At 65.2% G+C, this 16,280-nt stretch carries 17 protein-coding genes; 11 read left to right on the forward strand and 6 right to left on the reverse strand.

The genetic code is table 11. From position 1 onward, the window contains the following. Positions 1 to 66 precede the first annotated feature (66 nt). Positions 67 to 681, forward strand: a complete 615-nt coding sequence (locus QWL29_RS18040) for a PRC-barrel domain-containing protein (protein WP_305824264.1) — start codon at positions 67 to 69, stop codon at positions 679 to 681. A gap of 303 nt (positions 682 to 984) precedes the next feature. On the opposite strand, the gene hrpA is transcribed toward QWL29_RS18040, so the two are convergent. Beyond that, positions 985 to 5,211, reverse strand: coding sequence for an ATP-dependent RNA helicase HrpA (gene hrpA / locus QWL29_RS18045; protein ID WP_370663714.1), 4,227 nt, complete (start codon positions 5,209 to 5,211; stop codon positions 985 to 987). Positions 5,212 to 5,265: 54 nt separating this feature from the next. Between hrpA and argA the strand changes: the two genes are divergently transcribed. Further along, positions 5,266 to 6,579, forward strand: coding sequence for an amino-acid N-acetyltransferase (argA, locus tag QWL29_RS18050; protein WP_305824265.1), 1,314 nt, complete (start codon positions 5,266 to 5,268; stop codon positions 6,577 to 6,579). A 35-nt stretch (positions 6,580 to 6,614) separates the two neighbouring features. Beyond that, positions 6,615 to 6,887, forward strand: coding sequence for an oxidative damage protection protein (locus QWL29_RS18055; RefSeq protein WP_229439260.1), 273 nt, complete (start codon positions 6,615 to 6,617; stop codon positions 6,885 to 6,887). Here QWL29_RS18055 and QWL29_RS18060 read toward each other — a convergent pair whose 3' ends face one another. The 5 genes from QWL29_RS18060 to rpiA all read right to left on the reverse strand — a co-directional run bounded on the left by QWL29_RS18060 (position 6,888) and on the right by rpiA (position 10,142). Next, the gene (locus QWL29_RS18060) at positions 6,888 to 7,439 is read right to left on the reverse strand and encodes a DUF488 domain-containing protein (protein WP_305824266.1); all 552 of its coding nucleotides are present in this window, start codon (positions 7,437 to 7,439) and stop codon (positions 6,888 to 6,890) included. Between the two features lie 138 nt (positions 7,440 to 7,577). After that, entirely contained in the window at positions 7,578 to 8,246 is a 669-nt protein-coding gene (locus tag QWL29_RS18065) for a hypothetical protein (RefSeq protein ID WP_305824267.1), read from the reverse strand. Between the two features lie 16 nt (positions 8,247 to 8,262). Continuing rightward, on the reverse strand, positions 8,263 to 8,946 hold the full coding sequence (locus tag QWL29_RS18070; protein WP_305824268.1) for a hypothetical protein: 684 nt from the start codon (positions 8,944 to 8,946) through the stop codon (positions 8,263 to 8,265). Between the two features lie 160 nt (positions 8,947 to 9,106). Further along, positions 9,107 to 9,436 (reverse strand): hypothetical protein, encoded by a 330-nt coding sequence (locus QWL29_RS18075; RefSeq protein WP_305824269.1) that lies wholly within the window; start codon positions 9,434 to 9,436, stop codon positions 9,107 to 9,109. Positions 9,437 to 9,464: 28 nt separating this feature from the next. Then, positions 9,465 to 10,142, reverse strand: a complete 678-nt coding sequence (gene rpiA / locus QWL29_RS18080; RefSeq protein WP_305824270.1) for a ribose-5-phosphate isomerase RpiA — start codon at positions 10,140 to 10,142, stop codon at positions 9,465 to 9,467. A gap of 205 nt (positions 10,143 to 10,347) precedes the next feature. On the opposite strand from rpiA, the gene QWL29_RS18085 reads away from it, so the two are divergent. From QWL29_RS18085 to QWL29_RS18120, 8 genes are all read left to right on the forward strand, one after another. Continuing rightward, entirely contained in the window at positions 10,348 to 11,193 is an 846-nt protein-coding gene (locus QWL29_RS18085; RefSeq protein ID WP_305824271.1) for an efflux RND transporter periplasmic adaptor subunit, read from the forward strand. Next, complete coding sequence (locus QWL29_RS18090; RefSeq protein ID WP_305824272.1) at positions 11,190 to 11,573, forward strand: efflux RND transporter periplasmic adaptor subunit; 384 nt, start codon at positions 11,190 to 11,192, stop codon at positions 11,571 to 11,573. The genes QWL29_RS18085 and QWL29_RS18090 overlap by 4 nt, the downstream gene beginning before the upstream one ends. Continuing rightward, positions 11,573 to 12,346 (forward strand): ABC transporter ATP-binding protein, encoded by a 774-nt coding sequence (locus tag QWL29_RS18095; RefSeq protein ID WP_305824273.1) that lies wholly within the window; start codon positions 11,573 to 11,575, stop codon positions 12,344 to 12,346. The genes QWL29_RS18090 and QWL29_RS18095 overlap by 1 nt, the downstream gene beginning before the upstream one ends. Next, positions 12,343 to 13,566 (forward strand): ABC transporter permease, encoded by a 1,224-nt coding sequence (locus QWL29_RS18100; protein WP_305824274.1) that lies wholly within the window; start codon positions 12,343 to 12,345, stop codon positions 13,564 to 13,566. Before QWL29_RS18095 ends, QWL29_RS18100 begins: the two co-directional genes overlap by 4 nt. 27 nt (positions 13,567 to 13,593) lie before the next feature. Continuing rightward, positions 13,594 to 14,496 carry an alpha/beta fold hydrolase gene (locus QWL29_RS18105; protein WP_305824275.1) on the forward strand — a complete coding sequence of 301 codons (903 nt, stop codon included), beginning with the start codon at positions 13,594 to 13,596 and terminating at the stop codon, positions 14,494 to 14,496. 225 nt (positions 14,497 to 14,721) lie between these two features. Further along, positions 14,722 to 15,468, forward strand: a complete 747-nt coding sequence (locus tag QWL29_RS18110; protein ID WP_305824276.1) for a helix-turn-helix domain-containing protein — start codon at positions 14,722 to 14,724, stop codon at positions 15,466 to 15,468. A 22-nt stretch (positions 15,469 to 15,490) separates the two neighbouring features. Then, the gene (locus QWL29_RS18115) at positions 15,491 to 15,904 is read left to right on the forward strand and encodes a hypothetical protein (protein ID WP_305824277.1); all 414 of its coding nucleotides are present in this window, start codon (positions 15,491 to 15,493) and stop codon (positions 15,902 to 15,904) included. After that, the gene (locus QWL29_RS18120) at positions 15,865 to 16,224 is read left to right on the forward strand and encodes a hypothetical protein (RefSeq protein WP_305824278.1); all 360 of its coding nucleotides are present in this window, start codon (positions 15,865 to 15,867) and stop codon (positions 16,222 to 16,224) included. The genes QWL29_RS18115 and QWL29_RS18120 overlap by 40 nt, the downstream gene beginning before the upstream one ends. Positions 16,225 to 16,280 lie beyond the last annotated feature (56 nt).

Genomic DNA, 16,280 nt, shown 5'->3' on the forward strand with positions numbered 1-16,280 from the left:
CGGCCCCTATCCTCGACAGGCAAGCGCTTGCAGCCATATTTTCCAAACCAGACCAGGGAGAACGAGATGGGCTACGCAGATCGTGACAAATATGGGATGTACAAGGACACCAGCGGCGCCGGGCCCGGCCCCTCGCTGATGGGCGCCGACACGCTGATCGGCGATGGTGTCGTCAACGGTGCGGAAGAAGACCTCGGCGACATCAAGGAAATCATGCTCGACATGAACAGCGGCCAGGTGGCCTATGCCGTGCTCGCCTTTGGCGGCTTCCTCGGCCTGGGCGAAAAACTGTTCGCCGTGCCCTGGCAAGCCCTGCACCTCGACACCGCCAACAAGCGCTTCGTGCTGAACGTCGAAAAGGAGCGCCTGAAAACGGCGCCCGGCTTCAACAAGGATTCCTGGCCCGACATGGCCGACATGAGCTGGGCCAGCCAGATCCACAGCTTCTACGGCACCGACCCGGCCCGCGGCGGCGCCCCGACCATGGGGCCGGGCGTGGTGATGAGCGGCACCGTGGGCGGCCTGAGCGGCTCGGCGTCGAGCATGGGCGCGGGCAGCGGCACGGGCATCAGCGATGATTCGGCACTGGGCACCGGCGGTGGCGGCAGCGTCGATCCGCGGCCGGGCAACCTGGGCGACGACAAGGACCTGAGCAAGATCAGGGGCAGCAATATCGGCTGAGAAGAGCCTACATATCCGCCACCGGGTTCGGTGGCGGAGGTTCCGCGAGCCGCCAGTGTCGACCGTAAGGTGGGCGCGGCCGGCGTAGGCACCCCGTGCCCACGCGGAACGATGCGCAACGTTGGCTCCTTTCGGCGACGCAGCTCCATCACACCAACACGGCATCCAAAAGCGTTCAGCTAGCGCCAGCAATATCGCAGGCGTTCCGGAGCGGCGCATCAACGCAGCGGACGCCGGAAGAGCACGTAACCGCGTGGGCACGGGTGCCCACCGTATGGTTGAGGCCGCAGGGCGAAGACGTCTTTAACGAATCATCGACTCCCACACCTTCTGCAAGCGCTTGGCCGACACCGGCATCGGCGTCCTCAGCTCCTGCGCAAACAAGGACACGCGCAGCTCTTCGAGCATCCAGCGGTACTCCGTCATGCGCGGGTCCAAACTCTTGCCCGGCTGCTTGACGATGCGCTGGTACTGGCTGGCCGCGTTCTGCCATTCCGCCATCAACTGCGCATCGCGCGAGGGATTGCCGCGCAGCTTTTCCAGGCGCACGTTCATCGCCTTCAGGTAACGCGGGAAGTGCGCCAGCTGGCTGTACTCGTTATCGGCAATGAAGCGCTTGTGCACCAGTCCCTGCAACTGCGCCTGCATGTCGGCCGCAACCGGCGCCGCCAGCCCATTCAGCCGCTTCGGCATGCCATGGAACTCCGCCAGGATAGCCCCCACCAGGCGCGCGATCTCGTTGATCAGCAAGCCAATCCGCCCCTTGCCCTCGTCCTTGCGCTTGTTGAACGACGCGGCATCGTGCGGCAGCGGGTCCTGCAGGCAGGCGATGTCGATGGCCTTCTGGATGATCTGGTCGCGCAGCTCTTCCTGCGAACCCACCGTCATGAACTGCATGCCCATGCCTTGCAGCCCCGGGATGTTCTTCTCGGCAAACTTCAGTTGATCCTTCAGTTGCAGCGCGAACAAGCGGCGCAGGCCGATGCGGTGGGTGCGCGCCGCCACGTTCGGATCGTCGAACACCTCGATGTCGCAGTGATTCCCCTTGTCGACCAAAGCCGGGAAGCCGATCAGCGTCAGCTTGCCCTGCTTGATCTCCAACAGCTCGGGCAGCTCGCCGAAACTCCAGCTGGTAAGCCCCGTGTGCTGGCTGACGGCCGGCGCCGCAGCGGCAGCAGGAGCGCTGGCCGATGCTTGCGCTCCCTTCCCTTTACCCTGGGGCGCCGGCACAGGCGCAGCAGCAGGCGCCAGCGGCGAGGCCTGCCCCTTGCCCTTGCCCCAGGCTGCCGGTGTCGCCACATTCGGACGCAAGCCGCCCACGGCTGCCGGCGCCGCTTCCGCCATCTTCTGGAAGCTCTCGCGCGCCTGGGCGCCCAGCTCGGCCTGCAGCGATGCCAGGTTGCGCCCCATGTCGAGCTGGCGCCCATGCTCGTCGATCACCTTGAAGTTCATGAACAGGTGGGCCGGCAGGGTCTCGAGTTTGAAGTCGCCGGTCAGCACGTTCACACCGGTCTCGGCGCGCACGTCCGCAATCAGCACGTCGACCAGGTCGCCGCGCCCGAACACGCCGGCCGCATGGATGCGCTCGACGAAACGCGCCGCGTAGTCCGGCAGCGGCACGCAGTGGCGGCGCAGCTTCTGCGGCAGGGATTTCAGCATCAGGTGCACGCGTTCCTTGAGCATGCCCGGCACCAGCCAGGCCGCGCGCTCCTGCGGAATCTGGTTCAGCGCGAACAGCGGCACCGACAGCGTCACGCCGTCGCGCAGGCTGCCCGGCTCGAAGTGATAGGACAGGCCCATCTCGATGCCGGTGACGTTCATCGTCTTCGGGAACAGCTCGGTGGTGACGCCGGCCGCTTCGTGGCGCATCAACTCTTCGCGGTTCAGGAACAGCAGCTTCGGGTTGTCGCGCGCCGCGTCCTTGTACCACTTCTCGAAACCGGCGCCGTTCACCACGTCCTTCGGAATCTCGGCGTCGTAGAAGGCCGCGATCAGCTGGTCGTCCACCAGCACGTCCTGGCGCCGCGACTTGTGTTCGAGGTTCTCGATTTCCTTGATCAGCTTCAGGTTATGCGCGTAGAACTGAAGGCGCGTGTCGTAGTCGCCGGCGACCAGCGCATCGCGGATGAAAATCTCGCGCGCTTCATACGCGTTGTGCAGCGCATAGTTGATGCGCCGGCCGCTGTAGACCACGATGCCGTACAGGGTCGCGCGTTCCAGCGCGCTCACTTGGGCCGGACGCTTTTCCCAGCGCGGCTCGCCCCAGGATTTTTTCAGCAGGTGCCCGCCGATCTTTTCCAGCCATTCGGGCTGGATCTGCGCCACGGTGCGCGCGTACAGGCGCGTGGTCTCGACCAGCTCGGCCGCCATGATCCACTTGCCCGGTTTCTTCACCAGCGAGGAACCCGGCCACACGTGGAACTTGATGCCGCGCGCGCCCAGGTAACCCGCACCCGGCTCGTCCTCGCCCTTGAAGCCGATGTTCCCCAGCAGGCCAGTCAGCAGCGCCAGGTGCAGCTGGTCGTAGGTGGCGGCCGCCGCGTTCAGGCGCCAGCCCTGCTCGCGCACGATGGTCAGCAATTGCGAGTGCACGTCGCGCCATTCGCGCAGGCGCACCTGCGACAGGAAGTTGGCGCGGCAGTTCTCCTGCAGCAGGCGGTTCGACTTCTTGTGCGCGATGGCATCCTCGAACCAGGCCCAGATCTTCAGGTAGCTGTTGAATTCGGACTTCTCGTCGGCGAACTTCTTGTGCTTCTCGTCGGCCTGCTGCTGGTACTCCATCGGCCGGTCGCGCGGGTCCTGCACCGACAGGGCCGAGGCGATGATCAGCATCTCGTTCAGGCAGTCGTTGTCCACGGCGGCCAGGATCATGCGGCCTACGCGCGGGTCGAGCGGCAGGCGCGCGAGCTTGCGGCCCAGCGGCGTCAGCTCGTTGGTGTCGTCGACGGCGCCGACTTCCTGCAGCAGCTGGTAGCCGTCGGCGATCGCACGGCCCTGCGGCGGTTCGATGAAGGGGAAGGTCTCGACATCTGTCAGGTGCAGCGACTTCATGCGCAGGATGACGGCCGCCAGCGACGAGCGCAGGATTTCCGGCTCGGTGAACTTCGGCCGCTGCAGGAAATCGTCTTCCTCGTACAGGCGGATGCAGACGCCATCGGCCACGCGGCCGCAACGGCCGGCGCGCTGGTTCGCGGCCGACTGCGCGATCGGTTCCACCTGCAGCTGCTCGACCTTGTTGCGGAAGCTGTAGCGTTTTACGCGCGCCAGGCCCGCGTCGACCACATAGCGGATGCCGGGCACGGTCAGCGAGGTCTCGGCCACGTTGGTGGCCAGGACGATGCGGCGCGCATTCGTGGTGCGGAACACCTTGTCCTGCTCTTCCACCGACAGGCGTGCGAACAGCGGCAGGATCTCGACGTGCGGCGGATGCTGCTTGCGCAAGGCTTCCGCACAGTCGCGGATCTCGCGCTCGCCCGGCAGGAAGACCAGCACGTCGCCCTGGCCGATGCGGCAGAGTTCATCCACGCCGTCGACCACGGCATCGATCAGGTCGCGCTTGTCGCGCGCCTGCTGCGCCTTAGGGGCAGGCTTGTTGTCGACGCCGCCGCCCACGACCACGGGGTCACGGTCCACGGGGCGATAACGCACTTCCACCTTGTACAGGCGGCCCGAGACCTCGATGACCGGCACCGCCGGCTTGCCTTCCTGGGCAAAGTGGCGCGCGAAGTGCTCGGCGTCGATGGTCGCCGACGTGATGATGATCTTCAGGTCCGGACGGCGCGGCAGCAGCTGCTTCAGGTAGCCGAGCAGGAAGTCGATGTTCAGGCTGCGTTCGTGCGCCTCGTCGATGATGATGGTGTCGTAGGCGCGCAGTAGCGGATCGGTCTGGGTTTCGGCCAGCAGGATACCGTCGGTCATCAGCTTCACCGAGGCGCCCGGCTGCAGGGTGTCGTTGAAACGCACCTTGAAGCCCACGTGCTCGCCCAGCGGCGAACCGAGTTCCTGGGCGATGCGCTTGGCCGTCGAGGACGCGGCGATACGGCGCGGCTGGGTATGGCCGATCAGCGCGTTCTCGCCGCGGCCCAGCTCCAGGCAGATCTTCGGCAGCTGGGTGGTCTTGCCGGAACCGGTTTCGCCCGAGACGATGACGACCTGGTGTTCGGTCAGCGCCTTGGCGATCTCGGCGCGGCGGCCGGATACCGGCAGGTCCTCGGGATAGGTAATTGGCGGTAGCGGATTGCGCACGCGCGGTGCGCGCGGGGCTTTCGTCTCGTCGCGCGGAGGACGCGGCGCACGTTCGCTGCGCTCGCCCTGTGGTGGACGTGGCGCGCGTTCGGCACGCTTGCCTTGCTGCGCACCACCCTCGCCCGCATGCCGGCGCTCGCCTTTCGTCTGCAAACGCCCATCCGGCGTCTGCGTCATCGGCGCGCGCAACTCGCCTTTCGCATGCTGATGCGATGCGGTCGATGGAGAAGGTGAAGGTGCTGCGCGCGCCGCGTCCGGCGAAGGCTTGTTACTCTGTTCAGACATTGTTTTTACGAGGTATTTGGTGCGCAAGTCGCGCAGCGAATTATAATGCGGCAAATGGAAAACCCTACCCAATTCGTCCAGTGGCTGCGCTCTGTCGCGCCGTATATTCATGCATTTGGCGGCAAGACTTTCGTCGTCGCTTTCCCGGGTGAACTCGTGGCCGCCGGCGCCCTGCCGGTACTCGCGCAAGACCTGTCCCTGCTGGTCGCACTCGGCATCCGCATCGTGCTGGTGCACGGTTCGCGTCCGCAAGTCGCCGAGCAGCTCGGCCTGCGCAATGTCGAGGGCCGCTTCCACAACGGCGTGCGCATCACCGACACCGCCGCCATGGAATGCGCCAAGGAAGCCGCGGGCGAACTGCGTCTCGACATCGAGGCCGCCTTCAGCCAGGGCTTGCCGAACACGCCGATGTCGAACGCACAGATCAGCATCGTGTCGGGTAACTTCGTGATCGCCCGCCCGCTCGGCGTGATCGACGGCGTCGACTTCGAACTCACCGGCATGACGCGCAAGATCGCGGCCGACAAGATCGCCCCGATCCTGCAGACCGAAGACAACCTGGTGCTGCTGTCGCCGCTGGGCTTCTCGCCGACCGGCGAGGTGTTCAACCTCACCATGGAAGACGTGGCCGCCTCGGCCGCCATCGCCCTTCATGCCGACAAGCTGATCTACATTACCGAAACGCCGATGATGACGGATGCCGCCGGCGCCGAGATCCGCGAACTGTCCTCGCACCAGGCCGAAGCGGTACTGCAGGCCGGTTTCCTGCCGCAGGACGCCTCGTTCTACCTGCAGCATGCGGTCAAGGCCTGCAACAGCGGTGTCGACCGCGCCCACATCGTGCCCTTCCAGATGGACGGCTCGGCCCTGCTCGAACTGTTCACCCACGACGGCGTGGGCACCATGATCAGCCACGAGAACCTGGAAAGCCTGCGCCAGGCCACAATTGAGGACGTCGGCGGAATTATCAAGCTCATCGAACCGCTGGAAGCCGACGGCACGCTGGTCTACCGCGGGCGCGAGCTGATCGAGCGCGAGATCGAACAGTTCTCGGTCATCGAGCACGATGGCGTGATCTTCGGCTGCGCGGCGCTGTATCCCTTCCCGGACGCGAAGATGGGCGAGATGGCCTGCCTGACCGTGAATCCCGACGTGCAGGCCCAGGGCGACGGCGAGCGCATCCTGAAGCACATGGAAAACCGCGCGCGCGCCGCCGGGCTGACCAAGCTGTTCGTGCTGACCACGCGCACCGCGCACTGGTTCAAGAAGCGCGGCTTCCAGCCGGCCACCGTGGACGACCTGCCGAAGGACCGCGCCCACATGTATAACTGGCAGCGCAAGAGTCAGATTTTCATCAAGACTTTATAATCGCTGTTTTTACATCGAACATCAGGAGCAGAACCATGGCCCGCACCGTCAATTGCATCAAACTCAAGAAGGAAGCCGAAGGCCTGGACTTCCCGCCTGTGCCAGGCGAAATGGGCAAGAAGCTCTACATGCAGGTTTCGAAGGAAGCCTGGCAGGCATGGCTGAAGCACCAGACCATGCTGATCAACGAAAACCGCCTGAACCTGGCCGACGACCGCGCGCGCAAGTACCTGGCCACGCAGATGGAAAAGCACTTCTTCGGCGAAGGCGCAGACCAGGCGGTTGGCTACGTGCCGCCGACCGCGTAATCAGAGATCGAGTCCCAGCTGCTCGCCCCCTTCGGGCGGGTAGATGATGCGGGTGCCTTCCACCTGCGCGAACGGCGTCAGCTTGTGCGGACGCCGTTTTTGTTTGCCGATGATGTCTTCCACCTCCACGCCGCGCACCAGCAGCGCATCGCCCACCAGCGAACGGTGGCAGCGCCAGGGCACGGCTTCGGCGCACATCAGGGCGCAGCGCGTGGTCTCGGCCAGGTCGACCACCAGGTCGACGTTCCTGTTGAATTCCGGCGTCTGCATGTAGTCTGCGTAGCCCTGGAACGAGGTATTGCGCCAGCCGCCGTTGGGCGAATCCGGGCGCGGACGGCGCAGCCCGCCCAGGCCGGGAATCTGACGGTAGGCGATGCCGGCTTCCTTCAGCGAGGCCGGCAACTGGTCTTGCCCGAACTGCGGATTATGGCGCGACTTGGGAACGGTGCGGATATCGAGCACGCACTCGACCTCGTTCAGGCGCAGCAGCGCGATGAATTCCTCGATGGACTGGTTCGAATGGCCGATGGTGCAGACGGTGTGCGTGCTCACGTGGGTCTCCGTAGGGTGGACGGCTTCGCCGTCCACGCGTTCAAACCAAAGAAGCACCGTGGTAAAGCATGCGCAGGTCGAACGCGTGGACGGGAGACCCGCCCACTCTACACGAAACCAATACTTGAGCGGCGCAGCCTAGTTGATACTCTCGGCGGCGCGCTTCGATACAGGCGTCTTCACCGGCGCCCTGTAGCGCAGCACCACACCCTGCGCCAGCACCAGCGCCACATACCCCACCAGCTCGCACAACTCTTCCAACGCCTGCGAATGCGCCACCCAGTCGCGCGCAAACGCCGGCACGTGGCCCTCGCCCGCCGTCGAACCGAGCGCGGCGCCCAGCACGATCACCACGCACAGCCACGGAAAACCGCCGCCGGCGACGACGCGCTTCAGGTAACGGTGCACGCCATGGCGCCAGCCAACGACCAGGGACGCCAGCACCAGCAAGCCGGCAATCGCCGGCACCAGCGGCCGGTAAGGCAGCACGCGCGACGAAAACACCGGCCCTTCGGGTCCGAAGCCCAGCGGCGGCAGGAACACGGCGCCCCAGCTCAGTTCGCGGCTGGCCAGCAGGAACCAGACCGGCAGCGCGCACAGGCCCAGCATGGCGGCGCCGTCCCTTGAACCGCGCCGCCAGGCACGGCCGGCCAGCACCAGACCGGCCAGCAAGACCGCTACCTGGGCATTTTCGATGATCCCGTTTTCGAAGCTCCACGCCAGCGGAATGACGAGCGACAGCGGATAACAGAGCAACAGGCACAGCAGCAAGATGCGCTGCAGGCGCACGGACGAATTCATTTGCATGAAGGAGTACGCCGGATCAGGCTTCTACCGTACGCGCACCGGCCAGCGCCGGAGCCTTGAAGCGCAGCAGTACGCTTTGCGCCGTCACCATCGCCAGGTAGCCCACGCATTCGGCCATTTCTTCCAGCACTTCCGAACGCTTGACCAGGTCACGTGCAAAGCTGGGCAGATGCCCCTCCCCGATGGTCGAACCGAGCGCGGCGCCGAGCACGATGAGCACGCACAGCCAGGGGAAGGCGCGGTGCGCGACGATATTCTTGAGGTGGCGATGCACGCCGCGGCGCCAGCCGATGACCAGGGAAGCCAGCACCAGCAAACCGGCCACGAAGGGAACCGCCGGCCGGTAGGACAGGATGCTCGACGAGTACACCGGACCGTCGGGGGTAAAGCCCAGCGGCGGCAGGAACACGGCGCCCCAGCTCAGTTCGCGGCCGGCCAGGATCATCCAGATCGGAATCGCGCACAGGGCCAGCGCCGAGCGCACATCGTTCGGGCCGCGCAGCCAGGCGCGCGCGGCGAAGAACAGGCCGGCCAGCAAGACCACGACCTGGGTATTTTCCACGACCCCGTTTTCCCAGCCCCAGGCCACCGGCACCATGCGCGAGAGCGGGTAGCAAAGGAAGAGGCACAGCAACAGGAAACGCTGGAGATAGATCCGGCGCGGGTCGATCCGGTCGAATTGGGCGGAAAGTGGATTCATGGATAAAATGAAGGAATCGGCAGGCCGAAGAGCCCGCCAAAAAAAATGACTGGTCAGTCACTAAACCTGCCAATATACACCATTCATTCAGCGGCTTCACCTTGACTTACGTCAAGGCAACCATGGGACAGCAAGTGCCCTTCCGCAGCCCACTACGGTGCTACATCTTGCGGCATTGGCGCAGCTCGCAGCGCGCCATGAACACCTTGCCGTCGGCACATTGCATGCGATAAATCTCGACCGGCCCTTCCGTGGTCACCAGGCCGGCGCCGCCGGCGCCAAGGCAGGCATGCTGCCGCGCCAACTGTTCCACCGTGTTCGAGGACACGCCCACCCGGTACGGTACGCGCTCGATCGGCACGCCGTTGGCGTCGGCCAGGCCAGCCGCCCGCGCCGGCGCGGTAGCCGCAGCCGCGGGCATGGGACTGGACCTGAACATCGCGCAGCCACCCAGCAAAACCAGGGCCGTCAGCGCCAGCAATCGTTTCATCGCGTCTCCGTGGAGTGAACAGTCAGGATCAGAAGGCCAGGGTCTTCACGCCGTCGGCAGTGCCGAGCAGGCAGACGTTGGCGCCGCGCTGGGCGAACAGGCCGACCGCGATCACGCCGACGATGCCGTTGATCTGCGTTTCCAGCGCCACCGGATCGGCGATCGCCAGGCCGGCCACGTCGATGATCTCGCCGCCGTTGTCGGTGATGAAGGCATCGGTACTATCCGGCTTGGTACGCAGGCGCGGCTGGCCGCCGAGCGCCGCCAGCTGGCGGATCACGGCCGCGCGCGCCATCGGAATCACCTCCACCGGCAGCGGGAAGTTACCCAGCGTCGGCACCAGTTTCGAACCGTCGGCGATGCACACGAATTGCTTCGACACCGAAGCGACGATCTTCTCGCGCGTGAGCGCCGCGCCGCCGCCCTTGATCATCGCGCCTTCGTCGGTGATTTCGTCGGCGCCGTCGATGTAGACGGCAATCGAGTCGACTTCGTTCAGGTCGAACACCGGGATGCCGTGGCCGCGCAGGCGCGCCGCGGTGGCTTCCGACGAGGCGACGGTGCCCTTGATGCTGTCCTTGATCTTCGCCAGCTCGTCGATGAAGAAGTTGGCCGTCGAGCCGGTGCCCACGCCGATGATTTCGCCCTCGACCACGTAGTCGATGGCGGCGCGTGCAACGGCTTGCTTGAGTTCGTCCTGAGTCATGATGATTCGCTTGGATGATGGGGAAATGGCGACATTTTAACGGATCGCCCTCCCCGGCTGCGGCTTTTCCGGGCATCTGCCGCAGGGCTGGCGTGCATATCCGAATTCGCAGCATGCATACCCATAATGCATTGCCGAAACAACAAAAATATCTGACACTGTTCAAGATTAATCTCAGGCATCGGATTTTGACAGGCGGAACTGGATGAAGATTTTCACGAAGAAACGGGTCGTTGCGGCCGCCCTCCTCCTTGGCGCCGGCGCGGTGGCGCTGGCCGTCGCCAGCCGCGGCAAGGAACCGCAGGTGCCGCCGCTGGCCTACCGCGTGGCCACCGTCGACACCGGCAGCATCACCCACACCGTTACCGCCACCGGCACCATCAACCCGGTCGCGCTGATCAACGTCGGCTCGCAGGTCTCGGGCACCGTGGTCGAGCTGAGGGCCGACTTCAACGACCGCGTGAAAAAGGGGCAGGTGCTCTTGAAGCTCGACCCCACCATCTTCAACGCCCAGGTCGGGCAGGCGCGCGCCAGCCTCGCTTCGAGCCAGGCCTCGCTCAGCCTGGCCCAGTCCAACTACGAACGCAACCGCCAGCTGGTGGCGCAAAATTTCGTGTCCGGCTCCGCCCTCGATCAGTCGCGCCGCGAACTCGACGTCGCCCGCGCCAACATCCTGCTGGCCAAGGCGCAAGTCGACCGCGCCCAGGCCGACCTCGACAACAGCGTGATCCGCAGCCCGATCGACGGCGTGGTCATCAAGCGCACCATCGACCTCGGCCAGACGGTGGCTGCCTCGTTCAACACCCCGAACCTGTTCCAGATCGCCCAGGACCTGACCAAGATGCAGATCGACACCAGCGTGTCGGAAGCCGACGTCGGCGCCCTGAAAAGCGGCCTGGCGGGACGCTTCGTGGTCGACGCCTACCCGAACCGCGAGTTCAACGCCACCATGCGCCAGTTCCGCCTGGCGCCGAACGTGGTGCAGAACGTGGTCACCTACAACGTCGTGCTCGACGTCGACAACACCGACGAGTTGCTGAAACCGGCATGACGGCCCAGGTGCGCCTGGTGGTCGACAACCGGCCCAAGGCGCTGCGCATCCCGACCGCGGCGCTGCGCTTCCGCCTGTCCGACGAAGAGCAGGAAAAGGAGCGCAAGGCCGAACGTGAGAAGAAGGATGCAACGCAGGATGCCAGCAAGACCGCGGCTGCGGTCCCGGCGCCCGCGTTTGAGGACGACCTGGCGCTGCAGGACCGCAGCGACACCGCGCGCGTCTTCAAGGTCTACAAGCTCGACGCCCGCAACCAGCCGAAACCGGTGGACGTGCGTATCGGCCTGTCGAACTTCCGGTATACCGAGATCGTGAGCGGCGACCTGAAGGCGGGCGAGCGCGTGATCACGCGTTCGCTGGCGCCAAGCCAGGGCATGTGATGCCGGGCGCATCGAACAAGACGCTGATCGACATCCGCGCCGTCACCAAGAGCTACTTTTCCGGCAGCGTCGAAACCCCGGTGCTGTTCGGCGTCGACTTGCAGGTCGAGCGCGGCGACTTCATCGCGGTGATGGGGCAGTCGGGTTCCGGCAAGTCGACCCTGATGAACATCCTCGGCTGCCTCGACCAGGCGACCGGCGGCGACTACCTGCTGGACGGCGCCGACACGCTGACCTTGAGCCGCGCGCAGCTGGCCGGGATCCGCAACCGCACCATCGGCTTCGTGTTCCAGAGTTTTAACCTCATCAAGCGCATGAGCGTGGCCGAGAACGTGGCGCTGCCGCTGATCTACGCCGGCGTGCCGCGCGGGCGCGCGCTGGCCAAGGCGCAGACCGAACTCGAACGCGTGGGCCTGGCCGGCTTCGGCAAGCGCACCCCGAACCAGCTCTCGGGCGGCCAGCAGCAGCGCGTGGCCATTGCGCGCGCCCTGGTCGGCGACCCGCCGCTGATCCTGGCCGACGAGCCGACCGGGAACCTGGACACGCACACCAGCGACGAGATCATGCGCGGCTTGCAGGTATTGAACAAGGAGCGCGGCATCACCATCGTGCTGGTGACCCACGAACCCGACATCGCCGCCTGGAGCCGGCGCCTGGTGCGCCTGAAGGATGGCCGCGTGCTGTACGACGGCCCGGCCGGCGAAGGCTTGCGCCAGCTGGCCGCCAGCCACGAGCACCTTGCGCATGTGCCAGACCACGGAAGCTCACCATGAAGCTGCTGCAAGTGATCGTCGAAGCCTTCCGCTCGATGGCGGCGAACCGGCTGCGCACCGCCTTGACCATGCTCGGCATCGTGATCGGCATCGCCTCGGTGGTGCTGATGCTGGCCCTGGGCGACACCATGCAGCGCTTCATCGCCAAGGAACTGCAGGCGCTGGGCACCAACATGGTCTACGTGTTCCCGGGCGGCGACCGCACCCAGGCAGAGCGCATGCGCAGCGGCGCCGCGCCCTCGCTGACGCTGGCCGACGCCGAGGCCCTCGGCCGCCTGCCGAATTTGTCGGGCGCGGCGCCCGCCCTGCAAGGCAGCTTCAAGCTCGCCGCCGGCAACGAGACCTCGTCCAGCCTGGTGTTCGGCGTGACGCCGGCCATGTTCAAGATCCGCAACTGGAAGATCGACCAGGGCAGCATGTTCACCGACGACGACGTGCGCGCCGCCTCGCGCACCGTGGTCATCGGCCAGAAGGTGGCCGACCAGTTCTTCTACCGGCTCGATCCGCTGGGGCGCTACCTGCGCATCGAGAACGTGGCGTTCCAGGTGGTGGGCGTGCTGCAGGGCGAAGGACGCCAGATCGACGGCGGCGATTTGTCGGAGATGGTGCTGGTGCCGATCACCGCGGCGCGCGCCTACATGGTGCGCGGGCCCTTTCCCGACAACGTCCACTACATCGCCGCCCAGGGCCGCTCGGAAGCGCTGATGAACGACGCGGTCGAGGACATGAAGGAAGCCCTGCGCGACCGCCACCGCATCAAGCTCGACGACCCGGACGACTTCCGCGTGCAGAACATGGCCACCTTTGCCGCCACCGGCGCCAAGATCAGCACGGGGATTGCGCTGCTGCTGGGCGTGATCGGCGGCATCTCGCTGCTGGTGGGCGGGATCGGCATCATGAACATCATGCTGGTCTCGGTGACCGAGCGCACCCGCGAGATCGGCATCCGCATGGCGATCGGCGCCAAGCCGCGCGACATCCTGCTGCAATTCCTGGTCGAGGCGGTGGTGATCTGCCTGGCCGGCGCTGCGGTGGGCATCGCGATTGCGGCGGCGGGTGCGGCGGCCGTTACCGCCTTTGCCGACTTCGAGGTGGCGGTCGGCCTGAAGGCCGTGATCGTGGCCTGCGCCTTTGCCAGCGCGGTCGGCGTGTTCTTCGGCTTTTATCCGGCGCGCCGCGCCTCGCGCCTGCTGCCGGTGGATTGCCTGCGCCACGAATGAGTATCCAATACAACCATGGGGATTGACATGAGCTTCACGCTATTTTCGCGCCGTACCTTCATCGCCACCGCATTGGTGGCCAGCGCGGCCCTGCCGCTGGCGAATGCGCTGGCCGCACCCTTCGCCTCGGAACGCATCACGGTGCGCACCGAGGGTTCCGGCCCGGACGTGGTCCTGATTCCCGGCCTGAATTCCTCGCCGCGCGCCTGGGCCTCGACGGTCGCCGCCGTGCCGGGCTACCGCTACCACCTGGTGCAGGTGTCGGGCTTCGCCGGCCAGCCGGCGGGCGCCAACAAGGAAGGCAACGTGGCCGCGCCGGTGGCCGAGGAAATCGCGCGCTACATCAAGGAAGCGGACCTGAAGCAGCCGGCCGTGATCGGCCACTCGATGGGCGGCACGATCGGCATGATGCTGGCCGCGCGCCATCCGGACAGCTTGTCGCGCCTGATGGTGGTCGACATGTTCCCCTACCTCGGCATGTTCTTCGCCGGCCCGGGCGCGGGGCCCGACAAGGTGACGGCGGTGGCCGACCAGGTTGCCGCCGGCATGCGCGCGGCCTCGCCAGAACAGCGCCGCACGAATGCCAACGCCACCATCGCCGGCATGGTCGATACCGAATCGATGCGCGCCGGCGCGGTGAGCGATTCGGTGTCGAGCGACGCCGATGTGGGCATCCGCGCCTACCGCGAGCTGATCGTCACCAACCTGGTTCCCGAGCTGGCGAAGATCACGGTGCCGATGACGGTGCTCTACATCCAGCCGAAGACGGTGCCGATCCCGGCCGAGCAGTTCGACGCCGCCTACAAGGGCGCGTATTCGCCGGTACAGAAACTGACCCTGAAGCGCATTCCGGACAGCGCCCACTTCATCATGTGGGACCAGCCGGCGCGCTTCCAGGCCGAAATGAAACGCTTCCTCACCGCACAATGAAGCAATAAAACAACGGGGGTCAGGTCTGCCATCCAGACACGGCCTCGACTGTAACCAAACCCGGACCGGCTCATTACGCTTGAGCTCGTGTCTGGATGGCAGACCTGACCCCGGCTTTGAAGTAGATTTCTTCTATATTCCTTCGTATTCGCGGATATTCATCTTTCAAGTCGTCGGTGAATGGCAAAGAATATGACTTTCCAATCACCAACAGGAAAGCTGGTCATGAATTTTGGCGAACGGCTGAAACAGCTCCGGACCGAAAAAGGACTCACCCAGCCGCAGTTTGCGCAGGCGGCGGGCGTCGAGCAATCCTATTTGTCGAAACTGGAAAACGATAAATCCGTGCCCTCGGCCGAGATGTTTTCCACCATCCTCGTCGGCCTGGAGATGGACGAAGCGACTTTCCTGAAAGAGGTCGACAAGGACTTGCTGTCGACGACGCTCAACCATATTCCCGCCGTGGCCCGATTCACCACGGCGGCAAACCTCACCCAGCTCAAGGATTCGAAAGAGTGGCTGGTCGGTTCCGGCGCGGCCTGGCTACTCGGCTTTGCCCTGATGCTGGCCGCGAATGACGGCATTTTCTTTTCCAACGAAATCTACAAATACACCTCGCCCGGCGTCATCCTGAACGGCGAGCCGGAAAACATCTTCGAGAAGCACGACGAAATCGTGACCCTGAAGATGGCGGCCGGTCTTCTGTCCCAACCGGAAACGTCGAAGCAAATGGCGGCCTTCCGCAGCGACCGGGCGCGGCCCATGACCGTGGAGTGGCCTGAGAGCCGCGGCACCGTGTATGGCGAGCCGGCGCAAAACGGCCGCCGCCGCTTCGACCTGATCGATACTCGACATATACAGGCGCCCGCCAACCGCCTCCTGCAATACATCGGCGCGATCGTGTTTGCCTGCGGTTTCGTCGGCCTGTTCCTAGAATGGCGCCTGCGCCGCCTGAAAACCAAGTTACGTTGATTCGCCAAGCAAAGGAAAAACCATGTCGCAGATTCGCACCTTTCTGACCGGCGCGGCCACCATGGCCGCCGCCCTGGCCGCCATCGTCACCCTGACCGGGGCCAAACTGCCTGGCCAGCACGCCAGCTTCGACGAGATCACGGTTGGACGCATCAACATCGTCGAGCCGGACGGCACCAAGCGCATCATCCTGTCGAACAAGGCGCAATTCCCCGGCGACTTCCTGCAGGGGAAGGAAGGCGCCCGCCCCGACCGGCGCGACGTTGCCGGCATGTTGTTCATTAACGAGGAAGGCACGGAAAATGGCGGCCTGATCCAGAAAGGCAGCATCGGCGCGACGGCACGATCGCCTCCGGCCTGTCGCTCACCTTCGACCGCTTCCGCCAGGACCAGGCCATGCAGCTCATCAACAACGACAGCACCAGCCACCAGATGACGGGCATCCGCATCAACGACGTCCCGCATTTCCAGACGACGTCGATGGACGACATCGCACGCTTCCGCGAGGAAGCCGGCAAGCTGCCGCAGGCGCAGCAGCAGGCGTACTGGACAAAATTGTCCGAACAGGGCCGGCTGAACAAGAACCGCATCTGGCTCGGGAATACCGGCGACAAGGGCTCGGCGCTGCAACTGAAGGACGCGCAGGGACGGGTACGCATGCTGCTGCTGGTCAGCGCCGACGGCAAGGCCGAGATCCGGATGCTCGACGAGCAGGGCAAGGTCAGCAAGTCGATCACGCCGCTGTCGAAGGACTGATACAACACAGCTGTCGCCTCGTCTGCTTGCATCCCTCCCCCGCCTTCCTATCATGA

The organism is Massilia brevitalea (genome assembly GCF_030711405.1).
Lineage (GTDB): Bacteria > Pseudomonadota > Gammaproteobacteria > Burkholderiales > Burkholderiaceae_D > Telluria > Telluria brevitalea.